16 protein-coding genes are annotated in these 22887 nt (G+C 49.2%); 1 reads left to right on the top strand and 15 read right to left on the bottom strand.

Annotated features, from left to right (window positions below; translation table 11 throughout):
- The first annotated feature begins 24 nt into the window (after nucleotides 1–24).
- The gene (locus tag QF669_01710) at nucleotides 25–1116 is read left to right on the top strand and encodes an LptF/LptG family permease (GenBank protein ID MDP6456160.1); all 1092 of its coding nucleotides are present in this window, start codon (nucleotides 25–27) and stop codon (nucleotides 1114–1116) included.
- Nucleotides 1117–1142: 26 nt separating this feature from the next.
- Here the strand turns inward: QF669_01710 and QF669_01705 are convergent, their stop codons facing one another.
- The 15 genes from QF669_01705 to QF669_01635 form a co-directional block, all read right to left on the bottom strand.
- Nucleotides 1143–2633, bottom strand: coding sequence for a DUF5723 family protein (locus QF669_01705; GenBank protein MDP6456159.1), 1491 nt, complete (start codon nucleotides 2631–2633; stop codon nucleotides 1143–1145).
- Between the two features lie 8 nt (nucleotides 2634–2641).
- On the bottom strand, nucleotides 2642–5548 hold the full coding sequence (locus QF669_01700; GenBank protein MDP6456158.1) for a hypothetical protein: 2907 nt from the start codon (nucleotides 5546–5548) through the stop codon (nucleotides 2642–2644).
- Between the two features lie 102 nt (nucleotides 5549–5650).
- Entirely contained in the window at nucleotides 5651–6907 is a 1257-nt protein-coding gene (gene ahcY / locus QF669_01695; protein ID MDP6456157.1) for an adenosylhomocysteinase, read from the bottom strand.
- 3 nt (nucleotides 6908–6910) lie between these two features.
- Nucleotides 6911–8071: a methionine adenosyltransferase gene (gene metK, locus QF669_01690; GenBank protein ID MDP6456156.1), complete on the bottom strand. Its 1161-nt coding sequence runs from the start codon at nucleotides 8069–8071 to the stop codon at nucleotides 6911–6913.
- Nucleotides 8072–8164: 93 nt separating this feature from the next.
- Complete coding sequence (locus tag QF669_01685) at nucleotides 8165–9064, bottom strand: nucleotidyltransferase family protein (GenBank protein ID MDP6456155.1); 900 nt, start codon at nucleotides 9062–9064, stop codon at nucleotides 8165–8167.
- Between the two features lie 78 nt (nucleotides 9065–9142).
- Nucleotides 9143–9433: a ribosome-associated translation inhibitor RaiA gene (gene raiA, locus QF669_01680; protein ID MDP6456154.1), complete on the bottom strand. Its 291-nt coding sequence runs from the start codon at nucleotides 9431–9433 to the stop codon at nucleotides 9143–9145.
- A 142-nt stretch (nucleotides 9434–9575) separates the two neighbouring features.
- Nucleotides 9576–11186, bottom strand: coding sequence for a phosphoenolpyruvate carboxykinase (ATP) (gene pckA / locus QF669_01675; protein MDP6456153.1), 1611 nt, complete (start codon nucleotides 11184–11186; stop codon nucleotides 9576–9578).
- Between the two features lie 9 nt (nucleotides 11187–11195).
- A complete protein-coding gene (locus tag QF669_01670) occupies nucleotides 11196–12107 on the bottom strand; it encodes a tyrosine recombinase XerC (GenBank protein ID MDP6456152.1) in 912 nt (303 codons plus the stop codon).
- Complete coding sequence (locus QF669_01665) at nucleotides 12100–13050, bottom strand: RluA family pseudouridine synthase (GenBank protein ID MDP6456151.1); 951 nt, start codon at nucleotides 13048–13050, stop codon at nucleotides 12100–12102. Before QF669_01665 ends, QF669_01670 begins: the two co-directional genes overlap by 8 nt.
- Before the next feature lie 10 nt (nucleotides 13051–13060).
- Complete coding sequence (lspA, locus tag QF669_01660; GenBank protein ID MDP6456150.1) at nucleotides 13061–13528, bottom strand: signal peptidase II; 468 nt, start codon at nucleotides 13526–13528, stop codon at nucleotides 13061–13063.
- 4 nt (nucleotides 13529–13532) lie between these two features.
- A complete protein-coding gene (locus QF669_01655) occupies nucleotides 13533–13919 on the bottom strand; it encodes a TraR/DksA C4-type zinc finger protein (protein MDP6456149.1) in 387 nt (128 codons plus the stop codon).
- A 14-nt stretch (nucleotides 13920–13933) separates the two neighbouring features.
- Nucleotides 13934–17281, bottom strand: coding sequence for a class I tRNA ligase family protein (locus tag QF669_01650; GenBank protein ID MDP6456148.1), 3348 nt, complete (start codon nucleotides 17279–17281; stop codon nucleotides 13934–13936).
- A gap of 3 nt (nucleotides 17282–17284) precedes the next feature.
- Nucleotides 17285–17506: a DUF2905 domain-containing protein gene (locus QF669_01645; protein ID MDP6456147.1), complete on the bottom strand. Its 222-nt coding sequence runs from the start codon at nucleotides 17504–17506 to the stop codon at nucleotides 17285–17287.
- Between the two features lie 164 nt (nucleotides 17507–17670).
- Nucleotides 17671–19080, bottom strand: a complete 1410-nt coding sequence (locus tag QF669_01640) for a Do family serine endopeptidase (GenBank protein ID MDP6456146.1) — start codon at nucleotides 19078–19080, stop codon at nucleotides 17671–17673.
- A 129-nt stretch (nucleotides 19081–19209) separates the two neighbouring features.
- Nucleotides 19210–22887 (bottom strand): C25 family cysteine peptidase (locus QF669_01635; protein MDP6456145.1); only part of this gene is annotated, 3678 nt, incomplete at its 5' end.

The raw sequence follows: 22887 nt of genomic DNA, 5'->3' as shown, positions 1-22887 counted from the left end.
CTGCCTGCTTAATTTGGTTTTGCCATGAAACGGATAGATTTCTATATGATCAAGGAGTTTCTCCTGATGTTGGTGGGAGCTCTCGTCGGCTTCTGGGCTGTATTCGTGATTGTTGATGCCGTGGAAAATCTCGATCGTTTTATTGATGCCGCGGTACCCATCAACATTATCGTTTCATACTATATCTATGCCTCCCCCTGGTTTATAAGCATAGCATTACCCATGGCGGTTCTGATTTCTACTATCTTTACCGTCGGTCTCCTCTCCAAGCGTAATGAGCTGACGGCTATGAAATCGGCCGGCGTATCGCTTTACCGGATAGTTGCGCCTCTCATCATCTGTTCCATAATCATCAGTATTCTCTCATTCTTCTTCGATGATCAAGTTGTCACCGTTGGCAATCAGAAAAGGAAAGTCATCGAAAAAGAGCACGTTATAAAAACACGCCGCAAACGATATAACACCCGCAAGCGAAATATCTTTCTTCAGAAATCAGATCAATTTCACATCGCAATCGATCGTTACCAGCCTAAGCTTAAGAAGGCTATGGGGGTAGCCATGCAGTTTCTGGAAGACGGTCGGCTAATACAGAGGATTGACGCCAACTCAATGTCGTGGAATGAAAAGGAAGAAGGGTGGCACGTGAAGACTTATGCACTCAGGAGTTTCCACCCTGACGGCTTCGAGTCCAACGTCCAGCTATCCCGAAAAGACACACTTCTGACCATCGACTTTACGCCCGAAGACCTGGAGAGGGAGGCCATATCGCCAGAAGAAAAGAACTATGCACAACTGAAGGTTTTTATTGAGGAACTGGTCGAGAGTGGTGTCGACACAACGAGATGGGAGGTCAATCTTTATGGTAAGGTCTCTTTTGCCCTCACAAACTTAATTGTTGTACTTTTTGCGTTTCCTCTTGTTGCTTCGAAACAGAACGGCGGAATAGCCTTCGGGGCAGGCATGAGTGTATTCGTTATTTTTGGCTATTACGCCTTTATAAGATTTGGACAGACACTCGGTTACAAAGGCATATTGGAACCGATGCTGTCGGCATGGATCGGGAATATAGTCTTTCTGGCAGGCGGTATCTTGCTGATCATTCTCTCTAGAAAGTAAAGTCTACAGATCGATCGTGATAGAAGCTAAGATGGGCCAGACGTCTTCGCGTAGCTGCGGAATTGAACTTTATTGACTCCAGTCTCGGGCTCACCTTCGGGCTCAGGTAAAGGACCTTCTTCTGCTTTCGGCTCCGTCTTCTCTTTTCTTCCCTTAAAACTGGTCATTGCAAAAGCCATTGAAAAAGTGAGTCCTTTCATGCTGTTTACCCATAGACCGTTCCTGAAGGCAAAAGCAAAGTCCATCATAATAGGACCCTTCTCCAGCCCTATGCCAAAACCGGTTTGATTAAAAGATCTCCCTCCCCAAGTGTATCCCACACGAAGCGGAATACTCTTAAACCTGCTGAACTGGAGGCCGATAGACCATATCCACTGATTGCGGATATTTAAACGATCGTCGAAACCGGCCACAAGATCACTGGCAATGAGCAAGTCTTCATCAAATTTTTTCGAAAAGCCTAAACGAAACATGGCGGGATATCGCAACGTAAAGACGGTAGTGTCAGGAACGTAGCTTACTTTCCCCTCAAGAAGCCTCCCCATAACACCGGCAATACCGCTCGATTCAGTTCCCGGCGATGGGAACAGGCTGTCCTGAATTGTATTCGCCGAAACAGTATCACTGAATGTCCAGATTTTGGCTGTGCCAGGCTTGATCTCATTCCAGGGAGCAACCGACCATGACTCCTCATCCACACTGCCACTGCTCGTCCATTTGATCTTGCCCAGGAGATTAATGATCGACATACCAAAACGCCAGCCGTTGACATCGTTCGTTAGAAAGCCGATATCGGCACCGATGCCGCTTCCGTCGCGTCCTTGTCTCAGATAAAACTGGCCATCAAAGATGAATCCTGAAGGCTCGGTCGTAACATTATAGTATGTCGAATCCGAAACGAGACCGAGATAGATAAGGCCGCTTAAGTACTTTGCGGTAAAGCCTAGCGAAAATTTCTCGAATGGAACTGCAAAACTGAATGCCGATTCCAGTAGAGCGAGCGTTTCATATTTCATAGACATGTCCAGCGCTTCATAAGGCGGATTGCCGTCTAGAAAGAGTCTGAACATATCCTTGGGGAATGTGAAATCAGACACATAGACGATATCGTTCGTAATTGCCATATTCCCTGAGGCATAGTTGACAAGGGGTATGCCAAGATGGAGATCTCGGAATAAGCGGAGACCATCGCCAATTTCATCATAAATCACTTTCTTAGCCCTCTGATTCTGAGCTTCCATGTTTACTCCGCTCAACGCCATGAAGTTCTCTAAAGAGAGCCAGTTGTTCACAAAACCTATATTCAGCGTACTCAACTGCCACATAAATGGTTTGCCTATCTGCATGGAGAGGTTCGCCGGATTGATGCCAACGGCATAAATTCCATCCGCCACAGTTGTGGTAGCGCCTCCCATAGACACGCTCCTCGGATCGGTCTTCACTTGGGCTTCAAGAACGCCAGAAAACATACCCACGATAGCCAGCGCGACGGAATACTTCTCTATTTTTTTGACCAACAAAACCGTCATCGGATCTTACCACTCTGGATGCCGTTCTTACTGCGCTTGGCCACGGAACTTTGATTAGCCAGTCTGCTGGCCTCAACCGTCGAATACGACGCACTCTCATCACAAACAGTTTCACCTTCGTTGCAGACCCTGAATATGATGACATCAGAAGCCACGCTGGGAATCCAATCTAGCGAGTCCACATTCGTGATCGAACCGCCGGAAATTGATGTCCATTCAGACGGACCGCCCGCGGATGTATCCGTAGCTGAGAAAACTTCCACTGACGAATTCTTGACACTGCCCAGTGAACGCCATTTGATGGTGACAGTATCACCTATAGAAAAAGTTTCCCCCCCGTTGGGATATGTAATCACAATCTCATCCTCTGCCTCTTCAAGAAGTCCTGTGCTCTCAAGTGTGAAGGAGACCATAGCCTCTATTTCCAGCGTATCCTTCATAGTGAAGAAAACCGCCTCACCGCCGCTACCGAAAAAATGGGTTCGATTATTGACAAAATGGGAACCTATATCTGTCAGATGAAAAATGTTGTTAGAGTCCAGTTCGCTGTAGAATATGGTATCTCCCGCTTGCTCAACCGCACCAGGAATACCTACAGTAGCTGTATCACCAAAAAAGCTCTCTGGCGTCGGCAGAAGAACCTGAAAGAATGTATCAACATAAGATATAACTCGCTCCGTGGTATCAGCAAAGCTCGCCACCAGGTAGGCTGTATTATCCTTACAATCGGACGTGTCAGGCAGTACATCGAAAACATTAATGTCTCCTGCCACCATATTCAGATCATAACATGATGTAACCACACGCAATGAATCCATATTCTGATAGATGTTAGCAAGTCGAGTCTTATCGGAACCGAAACCGAAAGAAGTAAAACTTTCCGTATCGCCTGAGATAAACTTTGCCGCGGTCGTTTTCAAGCTGTCAGCAAAGAGACTCAGAGTGCTCGCATCCCTATCGAGTGGAAACAGATTGCGGTTGGAAAAAAGTATCGATATCACCCCGCCTGTCGGCAGACCGTTCTTCACATGTGTGACTAGTGTTGTCGCCTTCAGAGACGACCTGAGCATACTTCTGGTTGCGTGCGAAATCTCCGCAAAGTCTGTCGCTTTCTGTGGAATGAAGGTTATGGGTTCTATCCTGACTTTGAAGGGAGCAATCAATTCATAGTTACCCCAGATAGCCTTGTTCACATCGATGGCGCCCCGGCCGTCGATGCCCGCCGTGGCATTAACAATAAAATCCGACGGGTTGAGCGCTAGAAGATCAACAATCGTGTTATCTTCAATGCCAGCTAACGAGGTATAACTGCTGTCTGGAAGAGTATCACTCACACTGTCGTAAAGCTCAACCTTAGTACCGACACTACTCAACTGAATGATCGTCTTGGCTGTGTCAGTAACGGAGACAGGATTGGCAAGCTTGGAACTGACCGCCACATTTACAGAGTCCCCCATGCTTGAGATGCCGACCATGTCCAGATCGAGTGTAATCGGAAGACGAATCTCGTTGAACATCGTGAACTGAAGTATCACCTCGTCGAACGACATGCCGGTGAAGCCCTGAGGCACACCAGCGATTTCCTGTTCTTGTGTGGGAAAGGGACAGTCTAAGTCCGCCTCCAATGTCGAAAAATAGAGTGGAAGAACATTCATGGCAAAGTCAAAACCCCACTCTTCTTCCGTACCGTCTATCCTGATCGTATCGGTACCTGCCACGGAATTCGCGCTAATCTGAACGTCTATCTCCTCCACGGGTTTAGTGGGATCGGTAGGATTCTTGAATGTCCACCCGTCAAGCTTCTGGTTATCAGACACGGAAGTACCATCTGAAGAAAGTATTTCACTGAACTGGAGTGTGTCGTTGGTGGTGCTAATGAAGTTCTTAAGCTTCATGCTGAAATTGATATTAAAAGGAAACGTATTCTTAACGTCAACATAACCAATAGAGTTAACCGAAGAAGAAGTAGGGCTATCGAACACACCGCTGTATATCCCCCTGACCTGGCAATCTTCGGAACTGGTGCTGGAGCTGCTAAAGGCGATGGGATCGAGTGGCGGGACGAGAGAAGTTTCCTTAAAAACGACAACTGCTTCTTTAATATCGGTGATTGTCATGCTCATCGTCACAGACATATCCAGGCTGGTGTTTGCCGGAATGGTCACTGTATCGGTATCCGCAACCCTTGTGAGCTTGAATCCAGTCTTGATTTCAAGCAACTCCCCCAGCATCTTTTGCACCAGAGAAGTAGTATCCGCATCTGTCTCGCCAGAGGAGATGTCAGGATTTTTATGGGATGCAAGTGTATCGGTTCCACTGATGACTATTGACCAACTGCTGTCAATGGGAATTGTTGCAGGAAAATCGGTGTTCTCAAAACTGGAGCTGAACCTGTTGTCTTCAGCGGCGCCTCCCACCAGAACACCTTGTATCGATTCGATGATCTCGATCTGGCCGAAAACATCATCGAAACTAAACAGGTTAATCTCAATTGTAGTATCACCCAGTGCGGATTCGATAGTGCTCGCCACAAAATTCCACGACGCACCCATAATCTGCTGTTCTGAAGACGACGGAATAGATACCATATTGGGAGAATCTGCAATGTTAACAACATTACCATTCAGAAATTCTCCTACGGGTATGGGAAGTGTCATTGAGACGGTAACACCTGAGAATACTTCGGAAATATTCGGCGGCGTTATTTCAGTAGAAGCCTCCTGCGTGAGATTTAGAGGAATCTTAAGAAAGTCTTCGTTGACCGAATCCTTCGGCAAATCGCCATTGAACTGGATGAAAAGTGAATCACCGGCTGTCTGAATTGTCGAGTCGTTCACGATATCGGCGAGGGGGTACTTGTTTTGGATGAGCGGGAGGGTAAGATTCCAGTTCCAGGTCGGCATTTTGAAATCCGCCGGATTCTGGAAATCGCAGCCTAGATGGAACCAAGACAGTACGATCAAGAATATAGAGACTACTCGCTTCATAGGCGAGATGGTTGGGACTTACGTCCCGCTTTCCCAAGAATCGAGGTATTCTTTTTGTTCGTTGGAGAGGGCATCGATCTTGATACCCATCGCCTTGAGTTTCAAACCTGCAACCAATTCATCAATTTCTCGCGGCACAGCGTGAACTGACACCGGAAGATCATTTCGGACAGTGTATTCCGCCATTAACGCCTGCACAGAAAAACTCATATCCATCACCGAAGCCGGATGCCCCTCAGCAGCCACAAGGTTGATCAGCCTGCCCTCTCCCAAAAGATATATCCTTCTGCCATCGGCCATCACATATTCATCAACGAATTCTTTGACATCTTTCTTTACTTCACTTGCCAGCATTTCAAGCGCATCAATATCGATTTCGACGTTGAAATGTCCTGAGTTTGCAACAACCGTCCCGTCCTTCATCTTCTCAAAGTGGCTGACATCAAGTACTGTGGTATTACCGGTGACGGTACAGAAGATATCACCAATGGCTGCTGCTTGTAACATACGCATAACTGTGTATCCGTCCATCGCCGCCTCCAGCCCCCGTAGCGGATCGACTTCTGTAACAATCACGTGTGCGCCCATGCCTCTCGCCCTCGAGGCAAGTCCACGACCGCACATACCATAACCACCCACCACGAATGTCTTTCCTGCCAGAAGCACGCCCGTCGCGCGGACAATCCCTTCTACTGTAGACTGACCGGTGCCGTATCTATTATCAAATAGATGTTTCGAATCCGCATCATTAACCGCGACGACAGGTATCTTGAGGGCACCGGACTTCTCCATAGCTCTTAGTCGGATCACGCCGGTAGTGGTTTCTTCCATGCTGCATTTTACGTTAGACACTTCATCCTGATAGTCTGAGTGCAACATACTGACGAGATCAGCACCGTCATCCAGGGTAATATGAGGTTTGTGGTCAAGGGCCGCTCGAATATGATCGTAATAGATATCATTGTTCTCTCCGTTGATGGCGTAGGTGCTAACTCCAAAATCCTTGACCAGTGAAGCGGCAACCTCATCCTGGGTGGAGAGTGGATTAGACGCGCAAAGGACAACCTCTGCACCGCCGGCTTGAAGTGTTCTGGCAAGGTTCGCTGTTTCAGCTGTAATGTGAAGGCAAGCTGAGAGACGGATGCCCTTCAGCGGTTGTTCATCGTTGAACCTTTCCCTGATGGATGTAAGGACCGGCATATCCCTGTCCGCCCACAGAATCAAACGTTTCCCTTCCGCTGCCAGTTCTATCTCCTTAATGTGATGATCCGTCACCTGTCAGTTCCCTCCGTTCATATATTGCCTTAATTCTTCAGCCTTGTCAGTTTTTTCCCACGTGAATGACTTCTCTTCCCGTCCGAAATGTCCGTAAGCCGCCGTCGCTTTGTAGATCGGCTGCTTGAGATCAAGATAGCTGATAATCTCCTTTGGAGTCAATGGAAAGTTATCATTCACGATTTTCTCCAGCTTGTCATCTGACAATTTGCCTGTCCCGAAGGAATCGACATAAACTGAGACAGGTTCAGCGCGCCCGATAGTGTACGCCAATTGAATCTCGCACCTTTCAGCCAGCTCAGCCGCAACAATATTCTTCGCGATGTAGCGCGCCATGTAAGAAGCCGATCGATCTACTTTGGATGGATCTTTGCCCGAAAAAGCACCGCCACCATGCCGGCCGTAGCCGCCATAAGTGTCAACGATGATCTTTCTTCCTGTAACACCAGTGTCTGCTTCCGGCCCACCTTTTTCAAAAATACCTGTTGAATTGATGAAGCAGTCCGTATCATCCTGATACCAGTCTCCACAGACAGGTTTGATCACTTTTTCTCGAATTGCGCTGTGTATAACATCATTACTCACATCAGGATCATGCTGAATGGCGACCACAATTTTCTCAACACCTACAGGTCTGGAATCCTCGTAGCGGACAGAAACCTGAGATTTCCCATCGGGCCTGACCCAAGGGAGGGTTCCATCCTTACGAACATCCGCCAGCCTTCTGGCCACCCTATGCGCCAGATGAATTGGAAGAGGCATGAGTACATCTGTCTCATTACAGGCATAGCCGAACATGAGACCCTGATCGCCGGCTCCCTGTTCATGTTCATCTGATTCGTCAACGCCAACAGCGATATTTTCACTCTGTTCATGGATGGAGGTCAGGACAGAACAATCCTGATAATCCAATCCATATTCCGGGTTCGTATAGCCGATATCCTCAAGCGTCTTACGGATAACCTTCGGTATGTCAGAATAGCAATTCGTACTGATTTCTCCGGCCACAAGGACCAGACCGGTAGTAGTCAAAGTTTCACAAGCCACCCTCGCATCGGGATCTTGGCCTATAATATCATCTAATATAGCATCTGAAATCTGGTCACACATTTTGTCCGGGTGACCTTCTGTGACCGATTCAGACGTAAATAATCTCGATTTCATCAATATTTCCTTTCCTTTATCCAGAATATAGCGACCACGAACTTACTCCCGTTACCTCGGCAAAATCAATACAATTGTCCTTCTTCAGAAGAGTTATCCCTCCGGTACTATTGCGTGTCGAACAACGGTATTCTCCACCTTGCCGTTCCAGAGGACGATGGCGTCGCTGATTTCGGAATTGATTATCTGAGAACCATTCATCAGTGTCACATATGGGCCTACCGTGGAATTGACTATAGTACAGTCCTCCCCCATGCTGACTGGCTCGATTATTTGCGATCCTTCCACCTCACTGTTACCCGGAGAAAGGAGGGCTCGATTCGTTGACAAAAATGTCTCAGGCACACCACAGTCAAACCAACTGGAGACTTTTTCGTAAGCAATTATCTCGCCAGATTCAATCATCATCTGAAAGGCATCTGCAAGTTGTATCTCCCCTTTTGTGGTGATGTTGTGGTCCATGAGGTGTTTAATCGCCTGCCAGAGTGGTTTCTGAGATTCCAGGTAATATAACCCGACGATGGCAAGATTTGTAGGTGGATTCTCGGGTTTCTCAAGTACTCTCTTGATGATTTCATTCTCAATCTCGACGATTCCGAAACGTTCGGGATCCGGCACTTCATCCACGGCGATCTTATGCTTCCCAGATGAACAGAAGCGGGTAAAGTCGATATCGTAGATAACGTCTCCCAGTTGTATCATAACGGGACTATCCTCTTCTTTGAGCCCTTGGAAAATGGCATGTCCCAGGCCGAGTGCTTTTTTCTGACGAACGAAAGTAAACTCAGCATCAAATCTGTTAACGTAATCTCTCAGTTGATCCTCCAGATGACCAGTTACCAGCACAATTTCATCGAAGTCCTGGGCCACGAAAGGATCAATTATGTGATCAAGAACCGGCTTGCCCGCCACCGGCAGAAGACACTTCTGCCTTCTCTTCGTATGTGGGAGTAACCGTGAACCGAGTCCTGCAACTGGAATGATGACTTTCATAATATTTTCACAAATTGGACTTGAATATACCTAACTCTATACTCGTAAGATAGTTTCAGGTTGAGCAGTTAACTTGGATTAAATGTGACTATATCTCGTCTCTTTAAACTTCACAATCCGGCTTATCATTTTATCAACAGCTCCATCGATAGACTTCATCATATCACCAGATGATTCCTTCACAAAGAGTTTTTTTCCGGGCACAGAGAGGCCTATCTCGACCCTGCGGTCGCTATTATCACTCACAAAAGTTACCCGACAGGCAATGGGTTTGCTCACATACCTGTCAATTTTAGACAGCCTCTTCAATGCGTATTCTCTTACCTGTTCAGTTGTATTAAAATTCCGAGAGGTAAATTCTATATTCATAATTTCTCCTTATCGATTTTCCAGACAGTTTAGGTTTAAAGGGCTATTTCGGAGAGAGAAAAGATCGGACTGTGTATGCCCCACTCGCATCGCTTACTTCTCTTACCTCTGCACTTCGCTAATTGTTCCAGACTCATGTAATCTATTCTACATCTGTGACTAAAGGACCAGCCATTTCGAGATCAGGTTTTTCCACAGCGTATTTCTTAAAGTTTTTCCTGAATTTAGCTGTTAATCCGGCCGCCGTTTGATCATAGGCCTCACCATCACTCCAAGTTTCTCTGGGCATCAGAATGGTGGGATCGACGCCTTCGATGGAAGTCGGCACGGACAGACCGAAGACCGGCTCAGTAATAAATTTTGACACCTCGATGCTTCCAGTCAAAATGGAAGTTACCATTGCACGGGTAGAGGCTAGCGGCATTCGTTTAGCTCCTGAGGTTGCCGATCCGCCACTCCAGCCCGTATTGATGAGGTATACCTTGGTATCGTGAACCTCCATTTTCTCCTTCAGCAGTTTTGCGTAGTCCAGCGGCGGAAGGGTCAGGAAAGGGCCGCCAAAACAGGGAGAAAACGTTGCCTGAGGATCGGTAATGCCTCTTTCTGTCCCGGCAACTTTCGCTGTATAGCCGCTGATGAAATGATACATTGCCTGCTCAGGTGTAAGCCGTGAAACTGGCGGCAGAACACCGTACGCATCACACGAAAGAAAAAGAATATTCCTGGGATGACCTACGATGCTGGTCCCCTCCCTGACGTAAACAGAGGCTTCGATATGATCGATGGGATAACAGATCCTTGTATTTTCTGTCTTGCTCCCGTCAGAAAAATCGACCTGAAGCGAATCTTCATCAAAAACAACATTCTCAAGAAGGGCACCTTGCTTAATAGCGCCCCAAATGCCTGGTTCAGCTTCCTGCGTCAGGTTGATGGCTTTGGCGTAGCATCCTCCCTCGAGATTGAAAATCCCGCTGTCTGACCATCCATGCTCGTCATCCCCCACCAGAAGGCGGTTCGGATCAGTAGAGAGGGTAGTTTTCCCCGTACCGGACAGTCCGAAGAAGAGGGCACAGTTTTGACCGTCCATATCCACATTAGCGGCACAGTGCATCGTCAGAATCCCCTTGAGCGGCAGATAGTAGTTCATGATGGAGAATATCCCTTTCTTCATCTCGCCGCCGTACTCGGAGCCGCCTATTATGGCAATGCCCCTCTCGAGATTGAAAATAATAAACGTCTCTGAATGGAGACCGTGTTCCTGCCACGCTTCATCTATCACCGGTGAAGCGTTAATCACAGTGAACTCGGGCCGGAAGTGGCTCAACTGATCAGCGGTAGGGCGAATAAACATATTGTTGACAAAGATAGCTTGCCACGACTTCTTGGCAATGAAACGTACCGGCATTGTTGTGTCCGGATCGGAACCGGCAAAACCGTCGAACAGAAGAATCCCCTCACCGTCCTCGTTAATATTATAGAAGTCGATTACTTTCGCGAAAAGAGTATTGAACACTTCCTCGGAAACTGGCATATTCACCGGCCCCCACCAGACATTGGATGAACTGGACGGCTCTTCAACGATAAATCGATCGTTTGGTGAACGGCCTGTATACTTTCCTGTATCCACCATCAACGCCCCATTCATGCCGATCTTCCCCTCTCCGCGAGTGATCGCCATCTCCACCAGAATCTCCGGAGGGGTATTGCGCCGCACTTCACCAACCGAATCCAATCCCAGATAACTCAAATCCATGATGAAACCTCAGCTAGCATGCGGATGCGCCTGATCGAAAGCTTTCTTCATCTTCTCAACTTTCAGATGCGTGTATATCTGGGTTGAAGAGAGACTGGAGTGCCCAAGTAGCTCTTTCACCGCCCTGATATCAGCACCACTATCGAGAAGATGTGTGGCAAAGGTGTGGCGTAGCATATGAGGAGTGAATTTCGTCCCTTCAGCAATCTGATCGAACCATCGCTTCAGACGGTTCTGGACTGTTCGCGGAGCAATTGCCGTAAGCCGGTTGGAGATGAAAAGAGGATCACTGCTGCCGTAATCCCCCTCGGCCGCCACCCTCTCTTTCAGATAAGCCTGAATGGACTCAGAAGCTGTACTACCCAGCGGTACGAGCCTCTCCTTATTTCCCTTGCCTCGAACCTTCACTAAGTTGTCTCTTGTATCAAAATCACCTATCTTCATCCCGACTAGCTCACCCAGGCGAATGCCGGTAGAGTAAAAAAGTTCAAGGATAGCCTTATCTCTAAGCTCCTCCCACGTCTCTGTTCCGGGAATCTCCATAAGCTTCTCTACGATCCTCTTGTCCAGAAACTTGGGCAGCTTCTGCGGCTGTTTCGGCCCCCTTACAGACGCCGCCGGATTTGTTCCAAGTCTGTCAGTCTGCACAAGATACTTGAAGAAGGATTTCAGTGACGCCAGCTTCCTCGCCACCGTTCTCTTCACAAGATCCTTTTTCACCAGAAAATCGAGGTAATGCTTCACCGTTGTTTTATCCACTGAAGAGACTCCCGGAGCCGTTTTACCGCTGTATTCAATCATAAAGCGGCTGAATTGAGCCAAGTCTGTTCCGTACGCTTTGATGGAATTCTGTGAGTAGCTTCGCTCCTTCTCCAGATGGATCAGGTAGCTATCGATGAGGTCGGTCATTGATTCACTCATATTCCGGCTCCAGTTCACTCAAGACATTATGTAAATCATCAGGTAGCGGCGCAACGAATTCCACCAGTTCATCCGTGGAGGGGTGAGTAAATGAGAGACTCAGCGCATGCAGTGCCTGTCGCTCGATAAGGCTGTATAAAGACTTCAGTGACCTCTGGGTCTCCTTCAGAAATCCCCTAACTGTTGATAGTCCGCCGCTGTAGACTTCATCAGCAAATACGGGGTGCCCCATGAATGCCAGGTGCACTCTCAGCTGGTGCGTTCTGCCTGTTTCAGGGTGAAGTTCCACCAGCGACAAATGATCGAATTCCTCAACCACTCTATATCTCGTTACTGCACGCCGACCAGCTTCTACCACACCGAATTTCTGACGATTCCGGGGGTTGCGGCCAATGGGTGCATCAACTGTACCTTCATCCTTTTCGGGAACCCCCCACACGAGCGCCAGATACTTCTTATTCACCTTTCGATCAGCGAACTGGCGCGCTAATCGTATATGGGACAAATCCGTTTTCGCAACTACCATAATGCCGGAAGTATTCTTGTCCAGGCGGTGTACAATGCCCGGCCGCAAAGCGCCCGACAGTGAAGAGAGGTGGCTGAAGTGATAAATGAGCCCGTTCACCAGCGTCCCGGATCGGTTGCCGGCACCGGGGTGCACTACCAGTCCCGCTGGTTTATTGAGAACAATAATATCGTTATCTTCATGAACAATATTGAGCGGAATATTCTCAGCTTCCAGGCCGGGTGGCCCCTCTTCTTCAATCTCAAGCTGGATCGTCTCGCCGCCCCGGAGGAGGTAGCTCGGTTTCACCGAAGAGCCGTCAACAAGAACATTATCCTTCGTGATATAATCTTTTACTTTTGTCCGGGAGAGAATCTCGATCTCTTCGGCAAGATACTTGTCAATACGGATATCGGCAGCGTCGACGGTGATATTCATCAAAGGCATCTCAGGCAGCGACTTGGCTCTCGCCGGAACGAAAGATGGAAATATAGAGAAAAAGAATCATTCCGACAGTAACAGAGGAGTCGGCAACGTTGAAAACAGGCCAGGAATATTGCCCAATGCTGAAGTGAAAGAAGTCGACCACTTTGCCAAAAATGAATCGGTCAGTGAGATTGCCCACCGCGCCGCCAAGGATCAGAGCCAATGAAAACCTGAATGGAAATCCCTTTTCGCGGGAGGCCCATAGATAACCAAAAACTACAACAGTCGCAATGGAGTGGAGAACGGTAAACAAAACACTTCCTCCCTCAAAGTTTATGCCGAAAGCGATACCTGAGTTCTCCACATAGGTCAGCCGGAAAAAATTGCCGAGTACAGAAATAGAATCATGATGACTCAACTGTATACGGGCAATATACTTAGTCGCCTGGTCGGCGATAACAACCGCCAGGGAATAGATAAGTGGGCTCAAGAATCTAATTGTTGCTCTTATTCTTACAGCTTACACAATGTTGGGTATGGGGGACTTCCTTAAGTCTCTCTTCAGCTATAGGTTCATTGCAGACTGAACAGAATCCGAAGGTTCCTTCCTTTATGCGCTCAAGAGCTTCATCCAGATAACGGATGAAGTTGTTTTCGCGCGTATACCAGAGAAAAGATTTTTCACGTTCATGTGAGTCTGTCCCTACATCGGCCATATGGTAGGCATAGTTAGAATCACGTGCGGTGGAATCCAAATTCGCCTGAGCATCAATAGAACGATCCTTGATGTACCCCATCTCGGCAAGAGCCTGATCCTGCTTTTCAATAATAATCTTTTCGAAAATTTCTAACTTCTTTTTTGTCAGCTTTTTCCTAGCCATTTGTTCCTCACTCTTTAATTTGATAACACTCTTGAAATACCAAATGTAACTGTTTCCCCCCGAACTTCCACATCTTTACTGAATTCTCCAGTTACCGCACCTCCCTTCAGATCAACTGCCAGAACCTCCTGGCAGAAGTAAGCCTGATACGCCTCCAGAGCTGATCCTATTTCTTCACCCATCTGATAGGTCACTAATATTCGGTCTTCCACGTTGAAGTCCGCTTCCTTGCGCATGTTCTGCACCTGGCGAATCATATCCCTCACTAGACCTTCCTGGATTAGGTCTTCGGTAAGTTCCGTAGAGATGCCGACTGTCAAGTTAAGATCGCTAACGACTGATTTGTTATCCAGCGGAACCTCTTTAATGAGTATCTCTTCGGGCAATAGAGCGAATGTGTCACCGTCATCAGAAAAGGTTACCTCTCTCTCAGCGCGAACGGCGGCAACGACCTCATCGTATTCCGCACCGTCAAGCAGCTGCCTGATATGCTCAACCTTCTTGCCGTACTTCTGACCCAAAAGAGCGAGATTCGGCTCGAGACAGTAAGAGATCAGCTCTTTCGTAGACGAAACCTCTTTAACAGCTTTCACGTTGAGTTCCTCCAGGATCTGATCCTTGTTTTGTAAGACGGCTGCGGAGAAGGTCTTATCCGGGGTGGCATACTCCAGTTTAGCCAGCGGCTGTCTGATTTTCAGATTGGCCTTGTTGCGTGCGTGACGCCCCATTTCTACGATTTTTATTACGGCATCAACTTCACTCACTAGAGCTTCATCAATCTTAGAGGGATCAGCAACAGGATAATCACACAGATGAACACTCTCGGGAGCACTCTCATGAAGATTGCGAACAATGTTTTGATAAATCCTTTCCGTCACAAATGGAATGATAGGTGCCAGCAAGCGGATCAGGTCGTGAAGAACGTTGTACAATGTGAGATACGCTGCATTCTTATCGCCATCGTGCTCTCCCTTCCAGAAGCGGCGGCGATTGCGCCTGACATACCAATTTGAGAGATCGTCAAGAAACCTGTCCACTTTGCGCATGAAGCGCTCGATTCTGAAGCTGCCGTAAGACTCTTCAGCTACCAGCATCAGCTGATTTATCCTGGAAGTAATCCACTTGTCCAGCTGAGTATAATCATCATCAGAAACCTCCACTTTCGCGGGATAGAAATCATCTAAACTGGCATAAGTGACAAAGAATGAATAGACATTCCAGAGGGTGATTAGCCGCCGCCGAATTTCTTTTGCGGGGCCGTAACCAAAGAGCAGATTCTGCTCAGGATTCTGGAGACAATAGATCCACCGCATGACGTCCACACCCATTTTATCGGCGGCTTCGTTGAACTCGATAGAATTACCCCAGCTTTTATGCATCGGACGGCCATCTTCGGCCCAGAGGGTAGCGTAGCCAAAATTGTTCATGAATGAAGGGCTCTTATCTATAATCGCACCCATCACCAGCATACTGTAAAACCAGTTTCTGAATTGACCGGGAAAACTTTCGCTGATCCAGTCTGCCGGATACCACTTATTCCAGTAGTCCGGATCCTGCCGGTAACGAAGCGTGCTGAAACTGACGATGCCCGCATCCAGCCACGGATTACCTACATCAGGCACCCGTGTCATTTCACTATCGCATTTCTCACAACCGAGTTTCACCGAATCGATCCAGGGACGATGTGGCGTGTGTCCTGCAAACTCCTCGTAACCGGCTACCGCTTTTTCCTTTAATTCAACTTCATCTCCAACAACTGTCCAATGATCACACGAGTCACATTCCCAGATGGGCAGTGCCAAACCCCAGTAGCGCTTTTTTGAGATCATCCAATCGTGCATATTCTTTAGCCAGTCAAGCTCCCGGTCCATACCGAAACCGGGGATCCAGCGAATCTGACGCGTAATCTCCATCATGAGCGGGCGCAACTCGTCCATGCTGATAAACCACTCATCAACAAGGCGAAAAACCAGTTCTGTCTTACACCGCCAGCAGGTGGGATAGCGGTGGATGTATTCCTCTACGTTGTAGAGAACACCTTTCTCATTCAGATTATCAAAGATAGGTTGAGACACTTCAGACACCGACATTTGCGTAAGCCATCCGAAACCGTCCACAACATAACCTTCGTCATCCAACGGCGCGATGACAGGCAGACCGTGTTCTTTCCCCAGGCTGAAGTCTTCAGCACCGGCGCCGGGTGCAATATGCACAATCCCTGTCCCCTCTTCAGCGCCTACCTCATCCCACGGAATGACGCGGTGCGCTTCGCTCGCACTGACAGTAATGTTCTCGATAACACCTTTCATTTCTGTCCACCCGCCCGGATTCTGCTGAGCAGGCAACTCATCAAAAGGTCCGTCATACGTCCATCCGACCATCTCGCTCCCCTTGAGTTCCTGCAGCACCTCATGATCGCTGCCCAGAATAGCTGTGGCGTCCTTGCTTAGATAGAGAATCTCGCCTGACTCCTTCATTTTTACCTTGACATAATCCAGCTCGGGACCAACTGCAGCAGCCACGTTGCTGGTGAGCGTCCACGGCGTCGTAGTCCAGATAAGAAGCGCTTCCCCCGGCATCTCTCTGAGAGGAAACTTCAGAGTGACACTGCGGTGGGTGATTTCGGCATAACCGTCTGTGACGATTTCGTGCTGGCTGATTCCGGTTGCACATCGCGGACACCACGGCATGGAATCAGCACCGCGATAAAGCCAGCCGTTCTCGTGGCACGTCTTCAGTGCACGCCAGATCATATAATTGTTCTCATGGGAAAAAGTGTAGTAACTACCGCCCAGTTCAGGCATGCCCAGTCTTCCCACAATATTCTCAACCGTGTCGGTAACCGGCCCTTCCGGACCGTCAATCGTAACAGTCTCTTCCGGATTTTCTATGAGACGATCGGCCAACCAGTTTAACTGTTCGATATCGTTCCATTGCATCCAATAGCCCAAGCGGACCGACTGCTGAGTCTGCACAGCAGAGTAGCGTAATACTCGCTCTTTGCACTTATTCACAAAGGCAGCGATGCCATATTGTTCAATATCCTTTTTACTCTTGAAATTCATCTCCTTCTCGACTTCCACTTCCACCCAGAGTCCCTGGCAGTCGAAGCCATTCTGATAGCGCAGATCGTACCCTTTCATGGCATGGTATCGCTGGAAGACGTCTTTGTAAGTGCGCCCCCAAGCATGGTGAACACCCATAGGATTATTGGCTGTAATAGGACCATCAATGAAGGACCATTTCTCCTTGCCGTTATTCGCCGCTACCAGTTTTTGGAAGACATCATTTTTTTTCCAGTAATCGAGCATTTCATGCTCAAGAGCTATAAAATCGACTTTTGGATTAACTTTTTCCAGCATAGATCATATTTTGCTTAAAAGACGCAGGACGACTGTCAGCACAATACTTATCACAATGGATGAACCGATAGGTAGATAGAGAGACAGTCCGTTGCGTTCCACGCGGATATCACCGGGCAGATGACCCAGTTTACCCAGAATCGGGATAGTCTGTCCGTAGGTCGTCAGCAGCCACATGGCGAAAAAGACGATACTGAGAAGTAAGAAAAGTTTACCAAGCATCATTTTTCAGCTGTTTTTTAGCTGAAAAAACTACCGCCATAGCCCGTCAAATACAAAACATTTGATCGTCGGTAAATGATCCGAGAGCGTAAGTGCTTTAAATTTCCTGCAATAAAAAAAGGGGGCCGTTGAGGACTCCCTCAGGTCGAGCCAGCAGGCAACAGTAGCTACATATTTTCAACAGGTATAAAGAGCGATCCGCCGCGACGCTTAACGAGAAACAGAATAGCACCTTTTTCCACATCGCTAACCGCCTTACGAAAGTCCCTTGCAGAGTCGACTTCTTCGTCTCCCACTCGTTTTATAAGGTCGCCTCTCTGAATCCCGGCTCTGGCAGCAACACTATTGGGAAGAACTTCTACAACAACAGCGCCAGATTCGTCTTCGTCAAGCTGAAAACGTCTAGCCAGCGCCTCAGAGACATCTTGCACATCCATTCCCAGTTGGGGCGTTGCGCTCTCCCGTGAAGCAAATACGGCGCCCTCTTGAGGTAGCTCAGCCAAATCAACACGGATGGTGCGCTGCCGCTTTCGACGGATAACCTCCACTTCGCTGCGCGTTCCAGGACTTGATGAAGAGATGACGTTTTTCAGATGCGAAGAGTCCCTGATCTTAGTGCCGTCAACTATAACAATAACATCCTTGACTTTAATTCCGGCCTCATCAGCGGGACTGTCCTCAACGACCTCAGTCACTACAGCGCCCTGGCGATCAGAGAGTTCAAATGCTTTTGCTATCCCGTCGTCCACATCTTGAATAAAAACACCGAGCCATGAGCGGATGACGCGACCTTCCGCCACGAGATCATCCATAATGTTCTTGGCAAGATTGATGGGGATGGCGAATCCAACGCCGACATTGCCGCGAGAGAAACCTCCAGTAGCAATTGCAGTATTGATGCCGACGAGTTCACCATCCAGATTAACTAACGCACCGCCGCTGTTGCCGGGATTGATGGCGGCGTCGGTCTGGATGAAATCCTGATAGTCGATACCGCCCAGCACGCGACTACGCCCTTTGGCACTGACGATTCCCGCTGTAACGGTATGACTGAGATTGCGTGAAAAGGGGCTGCCGATAGCCAGGATCCATTCGCCTACCCGAAGTTCGTCCGAATCACCCATCTCTGCTTGCACAAGATCATTGGTGTCAATCTTTAGAACCGCTACATCACTCTGGGGATCTGTCCCGATGACTTCGGCGCTGAATTCGCGCTCATCAATCAGCAAGATATTAATCTCGTCAGCACCTTCAACCACATGGTTATTGGTAAGAATGTATCCTTTGCCTGCATCCACAATAACGCCAGACCCGAGAACTCTGTTTCGGCTTTCTCCTTCAGGCAAATCGAAGTAGTCCTTAAAGAAATCTTCGCCAAAATATTCTTCAAACGGATGCCGAAAGCGCCGGTCTTCCCACTTTATGATCTTCTCACTGGTAATAGTGACCACCGCCGGATTCACTTTTTCCACAACCTGTGCAAAGGTGTCGCTGAACTGTTTTGCCGATCGAGATTGACCCGCCCCAGCGGTCACACCAATTAATACAATCAAGAAAACTGATAATACTCTTTTCATGATACCTCCAATCAATCTATCGCTTCAATGTATAAACGCGATAAAAGTTTCCGACTTCTGCAAAATCAGTGCTGGTAGTATGGCACCCACAGCGGAATACAATATCGCCCAACCCCTTCCCTCTGAACCTCACCTCAACACCACCACCTTCCTCACCCGACTGAAAGCGCCGCTCGCCATCCTCACAAAATAAATCCCCGAAGGAATATCCGCCGCTGACCACACCACCTCGTGTGCTCCTGCCTCCTGCCAACTGTCCACTGCTACTGCCACTTTACGCCCGAGGATATCATAGATGATCAGAGATACTCGCCCTGCTTCGGGGAGATCGTACCGGATAGTGGTGGTGGGGTTAAAGGGGTTGGGATAGGGATTGTGCAAGACAAAGTGAGAAGGAATGTTCACGATGTCAGCAGTGATTTCATTGCCGGACCTGTCCACCGCACGCAGATCCTTGATGGAGAACTGGCCCGCCACAGTGAGCAAATCTGCCTCAGACAGGGGACGGGCATCTTCGCTATAGACCGCAACCCGTGTCCGCTTGCCGACACAGTTCAGTTGAACAGAAACACTCTCATGGTTCACCGCTGACACCGCACTCTCTGACACTACCGTGAATTCAACACCCCCTACGGCGCCAGTGGGATGCAAGACGACACTCTTCTCCCGCACTTCTAGAGCAACGCCCGCGGCGGCGACTTGCCGCGGCAGACTGACGCCCAGTATATCGTTCAACAGCTGAACGGCATCGGCAATGGAAACCTCTCCATTGTGATTATAATCTGCCGCGCACAGTTGCTGGTCACTGGGACTTTCGGGAATCCCCACAACAAGACTAATTATGTAGCTCACGTCCAGCATATCGAGGTCGCCGTCCGCCGAGACGTCGCCTGAGCGGCAGGGTGGTTCGGCTCCCTTGACGATTAGAGCCCATTCGTTCAAGGTGCCATTGTCCAACTGCGGAAATTTATCTAAAACATGCAGCTTCCACTCGCCCAGTGCCAGCTCACCATTGAAGGTTGACAGAGGCGCCTCGGGCCGGAAAGAACCGCTGAAAGGGGCCGACGCTTCTACAATTGAGACGGGGGCATCATCGTCAAAGACCGTCTCCTCAAAACCGCCGCCGCTCACGCTCACGCCTTTGATGAGATCGATGACAGTGCCCGAAGGCGACTCTAGCTTCAGGGCAACGTCCTCCACCCACGAATGAGTAATATTTACCATCACGTCCAGGTCAGCTAAGAAGACCCACTCTTCTATGCTGAGGACGGACTCAGCGCTGCTAACGCCGAAGTTCTTGGGCACATCTTTGCTGGAAATAATATTGTCTCCCGCCGCAATTTTGAATTCGCTTGACGCCGCGTAGCCGTCCGATGTCGACATCTCCAAGGTGAACTCTACTTCCGAACCGAGGGGCATTGTCTCATCTGATGAGATGATAAATGGGTCATCAGCGCTCGACATTCGAGCGCCAGCCGGGACTGCCGTCATGATCGCCACTCCGTCCACGATAGAGATATGCTTCGACTCCGAACTGAGGTGCAGCTCAATCTCCTCTACCCCCTCCGATCCATCGTTCACAATAGAAACTACAATGGCTTCCGTTCTGCCGATTTCAAGATTGAGCAACGAATCTAACCTCACAAGAGAGTATCCCGCGTAGCTCAGCTCCGGAGCTCCAACGGCAACAGCAATATTATCCGACCAACTCATCTCTGATCCCGCGCTCTTATTCGCTCGCGCATGGATCGAGAATAGAATGGCATGGGCGTCGGGGGTCAGCGGTGAAACGTGGAAGACAATGACGTCATCACTCAGTCTGCTGGCTTGCGGCGGTATATCACCAAACCTGAGAGAATCTGCCTCTACGCTAATAAAGGGATCATCCGTAGAAACGACCGCTGTCACATTTTCGGCAGCGAGCCGACCGCTGTTCCTCAACTCAAGACTGAGACGGACAGTTTCGCCGTAGTCTGTCGAGCCGTCTCCGTTGCCGTCGCTGTCATCAATCTCATACGAGCTGAGCGTGATGTGCGGTCGTATCGGCTCCATCACGGCGATGGTTCTGACGTACGGAACAGTGTTCCTTGCTGTGACAGTGAGGATCATGGCGTCCACTTGATCAGGATCGCGGTGGAAGTCCAACACAGCAATGCCCGATTCATCGGTGACGCCGGTGCCGAAGATGACCCCGCCCATAGAGAGAGATACAAGGGCGTCAGCAACCGATGTGGCGACAGAGAAGGTGGTCGATCCCGGTGTGATTATGCTGGGATGGGAGACTTCAAGCCTGGTCGGCGTCGCCGTCCTGACAGGCAGAGTGCAGTCGCCGAAGAGATTGTATTCTTCGACCACGGCTACTCCCTCACGTCCGCCCTGATACGCCTCCAGTGCGCGCAGCGAACCGGATAGTGTAAGTGCACCGAGAGTCAGTTTTTCCTCTGCCACAAGCAGTTTAATCAGACGCTTCTGCATCACTGTAGGCGGCACCCACGAAGGACTCACCGATGAAGAGAACATCCCCACGGCGCCTCCACCAGGATTGCGCAAGAACGCCTCCGCCAGGCAGGTCTTGCCGTGCCACTGACCGTTGAGACTGGAAATGTCGATGATGAACGGTAATCTTTCGCCGTTCTCTAATCGCAGTGCATCGGAGTTGCCGAATCCTGTCGTCGCCCAGTTCGTGCCTGAGCCGTGGCCGATATAGTTCACGATGGATCTGCCGTCATTGAGAGTACCCGTAACTTCTGACCGCGAGGCGCCGGGATCGTAGACCTGATCCACCTGCTCATAAGTATAGCCGAGAAGTATCTCTCGCAGAATTTCGGCCCGTTCCCAGTCCCGCATGTAGTTCGGCGGAATATCATAACCCTCGTTGCTGGCGATCCCTAACCCCTTGTGATACCACTCCCCGCCTGTGGGCGTTTTCTCGTAAGCAAGAATCTTGTTTACTTGCGCCTCAACATGTTCCACCGAACTGGCGGAAATCCTGGAAATGAAAGCATCGGGATAAAAATCGTCGCCCTCGAGCATGACGTAGCTGGGGTCAGAAGCCGCGTCGGTCGTACCCCACATGACGGGTATCTCAGATGCATCTCCCACCAGGATGACATAGGTCAACTCCCGTGTCTCGTACTTTGTCCGCAAATACACTTTAATATCTTCGCTGGAAGAACCGATTTCACTCAGCACAACCACCGTGGTGGGGATTCCCTTCTGGATCTTCCATTGTGCCAGCGGCGCAACGGCATCCACAAAACTGTCGTGTGCGATGATGACCAGCTCTCCCGGCTCATCGATCTGCCCAAGCGATGAAGATTCATCAGTAACGTAGTTCAGGAACAGATCGCGGTAGATAGCGTCGAATTCGCTCTTGCGGTGAGGCTGACCCCCTCCTGCGGCGACCCCACCATCTGAACGAATTTCGACTACCAGCGACTTGGCTACCCTCAGAATGCCTGTTCCGGGGTTGTACTGAAACGGCTGAAACTGGACATTGACGCCTCTTGCACCCCTCAGAATGAACGGTTTGCCGAGGGTGATATTTTCGGAGGGAAACCACTCATCCGTCTCATAGAAGGGATCAAAGCGATACGGAATCTGTTGCAACGACTTGCTTCTGGTGATGCTCCCTTTCGAAGGCGCTACCGGACCGAGACGGAAATCGTCGAACCCTACGGATAAGACGCTTGCCTCAACCTCGCCGTCGTGGGGAATTCTGATGGTCGTATTGACGTGAGGAAGATCAGGATAGCCTTGCCGGAGAAATCCATGTGCGTCAGGGTGCGAGATGATCCGATGGCGCTC

This window comes from Candidatus Neomarinimicrobiota bacterium (assembly GCA_030743815.1).
In the GTDB taxonomy this organism is placed as follows: domain Bacteria; phylum Fidelibacterota; class Marinisomatia; order Marinisomatales; family S15-B10; genus UBA2146.
The sequence above is the reverse complement of the archived record's forward strand: the minus strand, read 5'-3'. Positions and strand labels throughout refer to the sequence as shown.

What these genes read in the sequence shown, in the direction of transcription:
- QF669_01710 (MDP6456160.1), top strand. Translation starts at nt 25, where the DNA reads ATGAAACGGATAGATTTCTATATGATCAAGGAGTTTCTCCTGATGTTG.
- QF669_01700 (MDP6456158.1), bottom strand. Translation starts at nt 5,548, where the DNA reads ATGCCGACCTGGAACTGGAATCTTACCCTCCCGCTCATCCAAAACAAG.
- metK (MDP6456156.1), bottom strand. Translation starts at nt 8,071, where the DNA reads ATGAAATCGAGATTATTTACGTCTGAATCGGTCACAGAAGGTCACCCG.
- QF669_01685 (MDP6456155.1), bottom strand. Translation starts at nt 9,064, where the DNA reads ATGAAAGTCATCATTCCAGTTGCAGGACTCGGTTCACGGTTACTCCCA.
- raiA (MDP6456154.1), bottom strand. Translation starts at nt 9,433, where the DNA reads ATGAATATAGAATTTACCTCTCGGAATTTTAATACAACTGAACAGGTA.
- pckA (MDP6456153.1), bottom strand. Translation starts at nt 11,186, where the DNA reads ATGGATTTGAGTTATCTGGGATTGGATTCGGTTGGTGAAGTGCGGCGC.
- QF669_01670 (MDP6456152.1), bottom strand. Translation starts at nt 12,107, where the DNA reads ATGAGTGAATCAATGACCGACCTCATCGATAGCTACCTGATCCATCTG.
- QF669_01665 (MDP6456151.1), bottom strand. Translation starts at nt 13,050, where the DNA reads ATGAATATCACCGTCGACGCTGCCGATATCCGTATTGACAAGTATCTT.
- QF669_01655 (MDP6456149.1), bottom strand. Translation starts at nt 13,919, where the DNA reads ATGGCTAGGAAAAAGCTGACAAAAAAGAAGTTAGAAATTTTCGAAAAG.
- QF669_01650 (MDP6456148.1), bottom strand. Translation starts at nt 17,281, where the DNA reads ATGCTGGAAAAAGTTAATCCAAAAGTCGATTTTATAGCTCTTGAGCAT.
- QF669_01645 (MDP6456147.1), bottom strand. Translation starts at nt 17,506, where the DNA reads ATGATGCTTGGTAAACTTTTCTTACTTCTCAGTATCGTCTTTTTCGCC.
- QF669_01640 (MDP6456146.1), bottom strand. Translation starts at nt 19,080, where the DNA reads ATGAAAAGAGTATTATCAGTTTTCTTGATTGTATTAATTGGTGTGACC.